Consider the following 8592-nt stretch of genomic DNA (forward strand, 5'->3'; position numbering starts at 1 on the left):
ATATAACGATGGCTAAGCGGGGCTTCGGCTAGTGTTTGCCCAGCCAATCAGGGTTTCAACTGGCAAGGAATTCCCGGACTCCCACCCCGGCCGCGCGGCCGCTGGCCAGGCTGGCGGTGAGCAGGTAGCCGCCGGTGGGGGCTTCCCAGTCGAGCATCTCGCCGGCGCAGAAGACGCCGGGCAGTTGCTTCAGCATGAGGCGCTCGTCGAGCGCCTCGAAGCGCACGCCGCCGGCGGTGCTGATCGCCTCGGCCACCGGGCGGGCGGCCGCGAGCGTGATCGGCAGCGCCTTCAGCGCGGCGGCCAGGCGCTGCGGATCGTGGTACTCGTCCTTGCTCAGCGCCTCGTGCAGCAGGCCGGCCTTCAGCCCCTCGATGCCGAGGCGGCTCTTCAGATGGGTGGACAGCGAGCGGGAACCGCGCGGCCGCGCCACCTCGGCGGCGACGAAGGCGGCGTCGCGGTCGGGCAGCAGGTCCAGCTCGATGGTGGCCGAGCCGTGCGCGGCGATCTCGTCCCGGATGGCGGCGCTGGCGGCATAGACCAGCGAGCCCTCGATGCCCGTGGCGGTGATGACGAACTCGCCGCGGCGCTTGACGAAGCCGGGGCCGCTGAGCGCCACCGGCTTCACCGGCTGGCCGGCGAAGCGCTCGGCGAACAGCGGGCTCCAGGGCGTGGCGCGGTCGAAGCCGCAGTTGGCCGGCAGCAGCGGGGCGATGCCGTCGTCCTCGACGCCGCGCTGGCGCAGCAGGTCCACCCAGGCGCCGTTGGAGCCCAGCTGCGGCCAGGAGGCGCCGCCCAGCGCCAGCACGGTGGCGTCGGGCTTGACCGTTAGCACTTCACCGCCTGGCCGGGCGAAACGCAGCGCGCCCTCCTCATCCCAGCCGACCCAGCGCGAGCGCATGTGAAAGCGCACGCCCGCCTCGCGCAGCCGGTGCAGCCAGGCGCGCAGCAGCGGGGCCGCCTTCATGTCCTTCGGAAACACGCGGCCCGAGGTGCCGACGAAGGTCTCGATGCCGAGGCCCGCCGCCCACTCGCGCACGGCCGGCCCGTCGAGGCCGCGCAGCAGCGGCTCGATCTGCGGCGCCCGCGTGCCGAAGCGGGACAGGAAGGGCTCGAAGGGCTCCGAGTGGGTGAGGTTCAGCCCGCCCTTGCCGGCCAGCAGGAACTTGCGGCCCACCGAGGCCATCGCGTCGTAGACATCCACCGCGATGCCCTGCCCGGCCAGCGCTTCGGCCGCCATCAGGCCGGCGGGTCCGCCGCCGACGATGGCGACGCTGCGGGGTGATGGGGTGTTCGTCATGGCACAGGAGGGACTGCTGGTGGGGGCAGGAGTGTAGGGCCTTGCCCTGATAGCGGGCCGGGACGGGCCAACGATACTGCCGCCATGGCCAGCGTCACGATCCGGCAGGTGCGCAAGAGCTTCGGCACGACGCCGGTCCTGCACGGCGTGGACGTGGACATCCCGGCCGGCTCCTTCACCGTGCTGGTCGGCCCCTCGGGCTGCGGCAAGTCCACGCTGCTGCGCATGATCGCCGGCCTGGAGCAGATCGACGGCGGCGAGATCCGCATCGGCGAGCGCGTCGTCAACGATCTGCCGCCGAAGGAACGGGACATCGCGATGGTGTTCCAGAACTACGCGCTCTACCCGCACATGACGGTGCGCGACAACATGGCCTTCGCGCTGATGCTGGCCAAGCTGCCGCGCGCCGAGGTTGACGCCAAGGTGGCCCGCGCGGCCGAGATCCTCGCGCTCGACGCGCTGCTGGAGCGCTACCCGCGCCAGCTCTCCGGCGGCCAGCGCCAGCGGGTGGCGATGGGCCGGGCGATCGTGCGCGACCCGCAGGTCTTCCTGTTCGACGAGCCGCTGTCCAACCTGGACGCCAAGCTGCGCGTGGCGATGCGCAGCGAGATCAAGGAGTTGCACCAGCGCCTGGCCACCACCTCCGTCTACGTGACCCACGACCAGATCGAGGCGATGACGATGGGCGACCGCATCGTCGTGATGCGCGACGGCCGGGTCGAGCAGGCGGGCCGGCCGCTGGCGCTCTACGACCAGCCTGCCAACCAGTTCGTGGCCGGCTTCATCGGCTCGCCGGCGATGAACTTCCTGCCCGGCACGCTGCGGCATGCGGGCGGCGCGGCGCGGGTGGAACTGGCCGACGGCACGCAACTCGATGCGCCGCTGGGCGCCGGTGGCAGCGACGGCCAGCCGGTCGTCTACGGCACGCGGCCCGAGCACCTGAGCCTGGTGGGCAGCGGCGGCATCGCGGCGCGCGTCGCGGTGCTGGAGCCCACCGGCATGGACACCTTCGTCGCCTGCCGCCACCACCAGGGCACCGAACTCTGCGCGGTGTTCCGCGAGCGCCACGAGTTCGCGCCCGGCACGACCATCCACCTGCAGCCCGACCTGCAGCGCGCCCATCTGTTCGACGCCGGCACCGGCCGGCGCCTTTCGATCGCCTGAGTCCCATCACAACGACAGCAGGAGACACGCCATGAGCGACCGCAGAACGATCCTGAAGGGCATGGCCGCCGCAGGCCTGATTGGTGGTGCGCCCTTTGCGCAGGCGCAGACGATGAGCTTCAAACCCGAGAAGGGCGCCAAGCTGCGCGTGCTGCGCTGGAGCCGCTTCGTGCAGGGCGACATCGACGCCTACATGGTCAACGTCAAGAAGTTCATCGACGCCACCGGCGTCGAGGTGCGGGTGGACAACGAGGGCTGGGAGGACGTGCGGCCCAAGGCCGCGGTGGCGGCCAATACCGGCGCCGGGCCGGACATCATCCTGTCCACCAACGACGACGCCAACCTGTATCCGGACAAGCTGCTGGACGTCACCGACCTGGCCGAATACCTCGGCAAGAAGTACGGCGGCTGGTACCCGGCCGGCCAGGCCTTCATGCGGCCGGACGGCAAGAAGTGGCTGGGCCTGCCGCTGGGCGCCACCGGTTCGCTGCTCGTCTACCGCGAAAGCCACGTCAAGGCAGCCGGCTTCGACGGCATTCCGAAGGACACCGACGGCTTCCTCAAGCTCTGCCGCGCACTGAAGGACAAGGGCACGCCGCCCGGCATGGCGCTGGGCAACGCCACCGGCGACAGCACCTGGTGCAACTGGCTCATCTGGGCCTTCGGCGGCAAGCTGGTGGACAAGACGAACAAGGTCGTCATCGACAGCCCCGAGACTTTGCGCGCGCTGGAGTACGCGAAGGAGCTCTACGCCACCTTCATCCCCGGCACGCTGTCCTGGCTGGACCCGAACAACAACAAGGCCTTCCTGGACGGCCAGATCTCGCTGACCAACAACGGCATCTCGATCTACTACGCGGCCAAGAACTCGGCCGACCCGAAGATCAAGGAGATCGCGGCGGACATCAACCACTCGGTGTTCCCCGTGGGGCCGGTGGGCGTGCCGACCGAGTCGCACCTGTTCTTCAACCAGATGGTGATGAAGTACACCAAGTACCCGAACGCGGCCAAGGAGTTCCTGCGCTTCATGATGGAGAAGGAGCAGTACGACGCCTGGCTGATGGGCGCCGGCGGCTACGTCGCGCAGCCGCTGAAGGCCTACGAGGCGAACCCGGTGTGGACGATCGACCCGAAGCACCTGCCCTACCGCGACTCGCTGAAGAACCTGCGGCCGGCCGGGTACGAGGGCCGGCTCGGCTATGCCTCGGCCGGCGCTGCGGCGGACTTCATCATCGCCAATATGGTGGCCGAGGCCGCCAGTGGCTCAAAGACACCCAAGGAAGCCGCCGAGCGCGCCCAGAAGCGCGCCGAGCGCTACTACAAGGTGTGAAGACGACACTCGGCAACTCGCGCAACGCCCTCGGCCTGCTGTTCCTCGCGCCGGCAGCGCTGCTGCTGCTGGTCTTCCTCAGCTACCCGCTGGGCCTGGGCACCTGGCTCGGCTTCACCGATGCCAAGGTGGGCCGGCCCGGCGTGTGGGTCGGGCTGGAGAACTACGAGTTCCTGTGGGGCGACGAGGTCACGCGGCTGGCGCTGTTCAACACGCTGGTCTACACGGTCGTCGCCAGCGTCTTCAAGTTCGGGCTGGGCCTGTGGCTGGCGCTGCTGCTGAACCGCAACATCCGGTTGAAGACCTTCTTCCGCGCCATCGTGCTGCTGCCCTACATCGTGCCCACGGCGCTATCGGCGCTGGCCTTCTGGTGGATCTACGACGCGCAGTTCTCGATCGTCAGCTGGGCGCTGGTGAAGCTGGGCCTGATCGAGCGCTATATCGACTTCCTCGGCTCGCCGTGGAATGCCCGCATCGCCGTGATCATCGCCAACGTGTGGCGCGGCGTGCCCTTCGTCGCGATCACGCTGCTGGCCGGGCTGCAGACGATCTCGCCGTCCTACTACGAGGCCTCGGCCATCGACGGCGCCACCCGCTGGCAGCAGTTCCGCCACGTCACGCTGCCGCTGCTGACGCCGATCATCGCGGTGGTGATGACCTTCTCGGTGCTGTTCACCTTCACCGACTTCCAGCTGATCTACGTCATCACCCGCGGCGGCCCGCTGAACGCCACGCAGCTGATGGCCACGCTGTCCTTCCAGCGCGCCATCCCCGGCGGTGCCCTGGGCGAAGGCGCCGCCATCGCACTGGCGATGCTGCCCTTCCTGCTGGCCTGCGTGATGTTCTCCTACTTCGGCCTGCAGCGCCGCAAGTGGCAGCAGGGCGGAGGCGACTGAATGGCCGCACGCAACGAGAGCATCGGCATGGCCTACCTGGACGGTCGCGGCCGCAAGCTCATCACCGTCTACCTGCCGCTGCTGGCCTTCGTGATCGTGCTGCTGTTCCCCTTCTACTGGATGGCGATCACTGCGGTGAAGCCCGAGGCGGAGCTGCTGGCGCGCGACGGCAATCCGTTCTGGGTGATCAAGCCCACGCTGGCGCATTTCAGGAAGCTGCTGCTGGAGACCGAGTACCCGCAGTGGCTGTGGAACACGCTGCTGGTGTCGGCGGTGGCCACCTTCGTCTCGCTGGCGGCCTCGGTCTTCGCCGCCTATGCGATCGAGCGGCTGCGCTTCCGCGGCGCGCGCCACATGGGCCTGGCGATCTTCGGCGCGTATCTCGTGCCGCCGTCCATCCTCTTCATCCCGCTGGCCAGCGTGGTCTTCAAGCTGGGCCTGATCGACACCCGCTGGGCGCTGATCCTCACCTACCCGACCTTTTTGATCCCCTTCTGCACCTGGCTGCTGATGGGCTACTTCCGCTCGATCCCGGTGGAGCTGGAGGAATGCGCGCTGATCGACGGCGCCAGCCGCTGGCAGATCCTCGTCAGGATCGTGCTGCCGCTGGCGGTGCCGGGGCTGATCTCGGCCGGCATCTTCGCCTTCACGCTGTCGTGGAACGAGTTCATCTACGCGCTGACCTTCATCTCCAGCTCGGAGGTGAAGACGGTGCCGGTCGGCGTGGTGACCGAACTCGTGCAGGGCGACGTCTACCAGTGGGGCCCGCTGATGGCCGGCGCCCTGCTCGGCTCGCTGCCGGTGGCCCTCATCTATTCGTTCTTCGTGGACTACTACGTCAGCGGCCTGACCGGCTCGGTCAAGGAGTAGCGCCAGTAGCCGGAGCCACCCGCAGCTCCAGCGTGAAGCGGCTGCCCTGCCCCGCCTCGCTGCTGACGCCGATGCGTCCGCCCATGCGCTCCATCAGCTGCTTGCAGATCACCAGGCCGATGCCGGTGCCCTCCAGCGCGCTGCGGCCCAGGCGGTTGAAGGGCTGGAACAGCTGGGCCTGCTGCTCGATCGAGAGGCCCATGCCGCTGTCCGCCACCTCGATGCAGAACTCCTCCGGCCCGCGGGTCCAGGCGCGCACGCGCACCCAGCCACCGGCCCGGTTGTACTTGATCGCGTTGGACACCAGGTTGTGCATCACCTGCTCCAGCCGCAGCGGGTCGGCCAGCACCAGCGGCAGGTTCGGCGGCGGCTCGAAAACCAGCGTGAGTCCGGCATCCGCCGCCGCCGGCATCGCCAGCTCCACGCAGCGGCGCAGCAGCGGGATCGCGTCGATCGGCTTGGCCTCCACCACCAGGGTGCCCGACTCCAGCCGCGAGAAGCTCATCATGTCCTCGATCAGCAGCAGCAGGTGGCGGGCCGCCTCCTCGATGCGGGCCACGCGCTGGCGCTGCGTCTCGTCCAGCGGGCGCTCGCCGTCCACGGCCAGCAGCTGCGCGAAGCCCAGCACCGCGTTCAGCGGCGTGCGCAGCTCGTGGCTCGCCTGGGACATGAACTCGGCCTTGGAGCGGTTGGCCAGCTCGGCCATCGCGCGGGCATGGTCAGCGTCCTGCAGACGGCGGCGCTCGGCCAGCTCGTGCTGCAGCTGCTCGGTGCGGGCCACCACCTCGCGCCGCAGCGTGCGGTTCCAGCCCGCCATCGCCAGCAGGCCCAGCAGGCCCAACGCCAGCACCACGCTGCCGCCGATCACCGCGCGGCGCGAGAAGGCGCCGCCGCCATGGTCCAGCGGGATCCAGCGGTCGGCGATGGCCTGGCGCTCGTCGGCGTCGATCTGGTCCAGCCCCTTCTGCAGGATGCGACCCAGCAGCGGCCAGTCACGCCGGTAGCCGATGGCCAGGTCGTAGGCGAAGCCGATGTCGCCGACCACGCGGACATTGCCGATGCCCTCGGTGCGCATCAGGTAGGTGGCGCCGGCCATGTCCATCACGCCGGCGCTGATCTCGCCGCCGGCCAGGCGGCGCAGCAGGCTGCGGTCATCGGCCTCGATCGTGCGGGGGTTGTCCGGGAAGCGGTCGGCCAGGAAGGGCTGGACCGCATAGCCCTGGCTCACCGAGACCTTCTCGCCCGGCTGCAGGTCGCCCGCCGCGGGCGCGGTGCGCACGCCGTCCTCGCGGCGGCGCAGCAGCACCGCCGGCACCGTGATGTAGGGCCGTGTGAAGGACAGGAACTCGCGCCGCTCGGCCGTGTCGCGGACCGACATGATCAGGTCCACCCGCCCGTCCTTGAGCGCCTGCATCGATTCGGCGAAGGGCGCCGGCGGGGCCAGTTCGATATGCAGGCCGGTGAGGCGCCTGAGCCGCTCGATGTAGTCCACCGAGAGCCCGCGCACCGCGCCGCTCTCGTCCACGAAGGTGAAGGGGCCGTAGCTGCGCGAGGTGGCCACGCGCACCAGCGGGTGGGCGGCGATCCAGGCCTTCTCCTCGGCGCTCAGTTCGATGCCGTCCTGCGCACGCAGCGGCAGCGCGAGCAGCAGGCCGGTCAGGCAGAACAGGAGAGCAAGGAAACGGGCACGCGCCATCCCGCCATTGTCGGCGAAACTGACGCTTACCTAACTCGTTACTTGACCGGCATTTCCCTCAGTGCCGCCTTCAGCTTCTCGCCGATCTCCGGTTTGGCGGCAAAGGGCGAGCTGGGGTTGCGCAGGGCCATCACGTCCTCGAAGCGGGTCTGCACGCCGGCCAGCGCGTGCGGGTGGCTGAAGACGTAGAAGCGCTGCCCGTCGATGCCGGCGAAGACCATCTGCGCCACGTCGGCGGCGCTCAGCTTGCCCGACGAGACCGCCTTGTCGCTCATCGCCCGGCCGATCAGCTGGCTCTGGGTGGGCTTGTCCGCCGCCAGTTCGGCGGGGCGGTTGCGGTCGCTGGCGGTGATGCCGGTCGGCACGAAGTAGGGGCACAGCACCGAGCAGTGGATCTGGTCGGTGACGAGGGCCAGGTCTTGATGCAGGGTCTCGCTGAGCGAGACGACCGCATGCTTGGAGACGTTGTACACGCCCATGTTCGGCGCGTTGAGCATGCCGGCCATCGAGGCGGTGTTGACGACGTGGCCCTCGTACGCGGGGTCGTTCCTGGCGGCTTCCAGCATCATCGGCGTGAACAGGCGCACACCGTGCACCACGCCCATCAGGTTGACGCCCAGCACCCACTCCCAGTCGGCCAGCGAGTTCTCCCAGATCAGGCCGCCGGAGCCGACACCCGCGTTGTTGAAGACGAAATGCGGGGCGCCGAAGCGCAGCTTGACGTCTGCCGCCAGCGCCTCCATCTCGGCCGCCTTGGCCACGTCGACGCGGCGGGCCATGACCTGCACCCGGCCCTCGAGCTCCGCCGCCGCCTTCTCCAGCGCGTCGGCCTGCACGTCGCACAGCACGAGGTTCATGCCGCGCGCCGCGGCGATGCGCGCCACCTCGAGGCCGAAGCCCGAGCCGGCGCCGGTGATCACGGCCGTGCGGCCCTCGAACTGCTTCATGTGGATGTCTCCTGCGTTTTCTTGATGGCGAAGGCGATGCGGGGGAAGTGGACGTGGACGGTGCCGGCGCGCGGGTCCTGGCGGCGCAGCGTGACGCGGCGGCCGGTGAGCCCGACCAGTTCGCCGGCGACCGGGTCGCAGGCGTAGTCCAGCGGGGTGACGGTGACCGGCTCGCCGGCGGCGAAGCCCAGGCCCGGCTCGATCTCGCAGGCCTGCGGCGTGGAAGCGGCGGCCAGGCCGAGCGCCTCGTCCGCGCTCATCTCGTGGCGCTGGCCGTGGCCGAAGGCGGCCACGCGCTCGTACCAGGCATTCAATCTCGAATGCGGGGCCAGCACGCCGGCCATCGGCGGGGCGCGGCGGATGAACCAGACGCTGTGGGCGACGAGAAA

General features: G+C 69.7%; 7 protein-coding genes and 1 pseudogene. 4 read left to right on the top strand and 4 right to left on the bottom strand.

The genetic code is table 11. The features are described from left to right. Positions 1–55: 55 nt before the first annotated feature. Positions 56–1300 carry a TIGR03862 family flavoprotein gene (locus B0W88_RS11330; RefSeq protein ID WP_077034763.1) on the bottom strand — a complete coding sequence of 415 codons (1245 nt, stop codon included), beginning with the start codon at positions 1298–1300 and terminating at the stop codon, positions 56–58. An 84-nt stretch (positions 1301–1384) separates the two neighbouring features. Between B0W88_RS11330 and B0W88_RS11335 the strand changes: the two genes are divergently transcribed. Genes B0W88_RS11335 through B0W88_RS11350 form a run of 4 tightly spaced genes read left to right on the top strand, consistent with a single transcriptional unit; the run spans position 1385 to position 5560 of the window. Then, on the top strand, positions 1385–2464 hold the full coding sequence (locus B0W88_RS11335; protein WP_077034764.1) for an ABC transporter ATP-binding protein: 1080 nt from the start codon (positions 1385–1387) through the stop codon (positions 2462–2464). Between the two features lie 31 nt (positions 2465–2495). Further along, entirely contained in the window at positions 2496–3794 is a 1299-nt protein-coding gene (locus B0W88_RS11340; RefSeq protein WP_077034765.1) for an ABC transporter substrate-binding protein, read from the top strand. Further along, entirely contained in the window at positions 3791–4690 is a 900-nt protein-coding gene (locus B0W88_RS11345; protein WP_077034766.1) for a carbohydrate ABC transporter permease, read from the top strand. Before B0W88_RS11340 ends, B0W88_RS11345 begins: the two co-directional genes overlap by 4 nt. After that, positions 4691–5560, top strand: a complete 870-nt coding sequence (locus B0W88_RS11350) for a carbohydrate ABC transporter permease (protein WP_077034767.1) — start codon at positions 4691–4693, stop codon at positions 5558–5560. Here the strand turns inward: B0W88_RS11350 and B0W88_RS11355 are convergent. The 3 genes and pseudogenes from B0W88_RS11355 to B0W88_RS33580 form a co-directional block, all read right to left on the bottom strand. After that, positions 5550–7256: a transporter substrate-binding domain-containing protein gene (locus B0W88_RS11355; RefSeq protein WP_077034768.1), complete on the bottom strand. Its 1707-nt coding sequence runs from the start codon at positions 7254–7256 to the stop codon at positions 5550–5552. The genes B0W88_RS11350 and B0W88_RS11355 overlap by 11 nt on opposite strands. Before the next feature lie 38 nt (positions 7257–7294). Next, positions 7295–8203, bottom strand: a complete 909-nt coding sequence (locus B0W88_RS11360; protein ID WP_077034769.1) for an SDR family oxidoreductase — start codon at positions 8201–8203, stop codon at positions 7295–7297. Next, positions 8200–8592, bottom strand: a pseudogene (locus tag B0W88_RS33580) (glutathione S-transferase family protein); the annotation flags it as partial. The pseudogene B0W88_RS33580 and the gene B0W88_RS11360, both read right to left, overlap by 4 nt.

This window comes from Pelomonas sp. KK5 (assembly GCF_001984095.1).
GTDB lineage: Bacteria > Pseudomonadota > Gammaproteobacteria > Burkholderiales > Burkholderiaceae_C > KK5.

Excerpts from the sequence above, each read along its gene's own strand:
- B0W88_RS11350 (WP_077034767.1), top strand. The coding sequence starts at position 4,691 with ATGGCCGCACGCAACGAGAGCATCGGCATGGCCTACCTGGACGGTCGC.
- B0W88_RS11330 (WP_077034763.1), bottom strand. The coding sequence starts at position 1,300 with ATGACGAACACCCCATCACCCCGCAGCGTCGCCATCGTCGGCGGCGGA.
- B0W88_RS11355 (WP_077034768.1), bottom strand. The coding sequence starts at position 7,256 with ATGGCGCGTGCCCGTTTCCTTGCTCTCCTGTTCTGCCTGACCGGCCTG.
- B0W88_RS11340 (WP_077034765.1), top strand. The coding sequence starts at position 2,496 with ATGAGCGACCGCAGAACGATCCTGAAGGGCATGGCCGCCGCAGGCCTG.
- B0W88_RS11335 (WP_077034764.1), top strand. The coding sequence starts at position 1,385 with ATGGCCAGCGTCACGATCCGGCAGGTGCGCAAGAGCTTCGGCACGACG.
- B0W88_RS11360 (WP_077034769.1), bottom strand. The coding sequence starts at position 8,203 with ATGAAGCAGTTCGAGGGCCGCACGGCCGTGATCACCGGCGCCGGCTCG.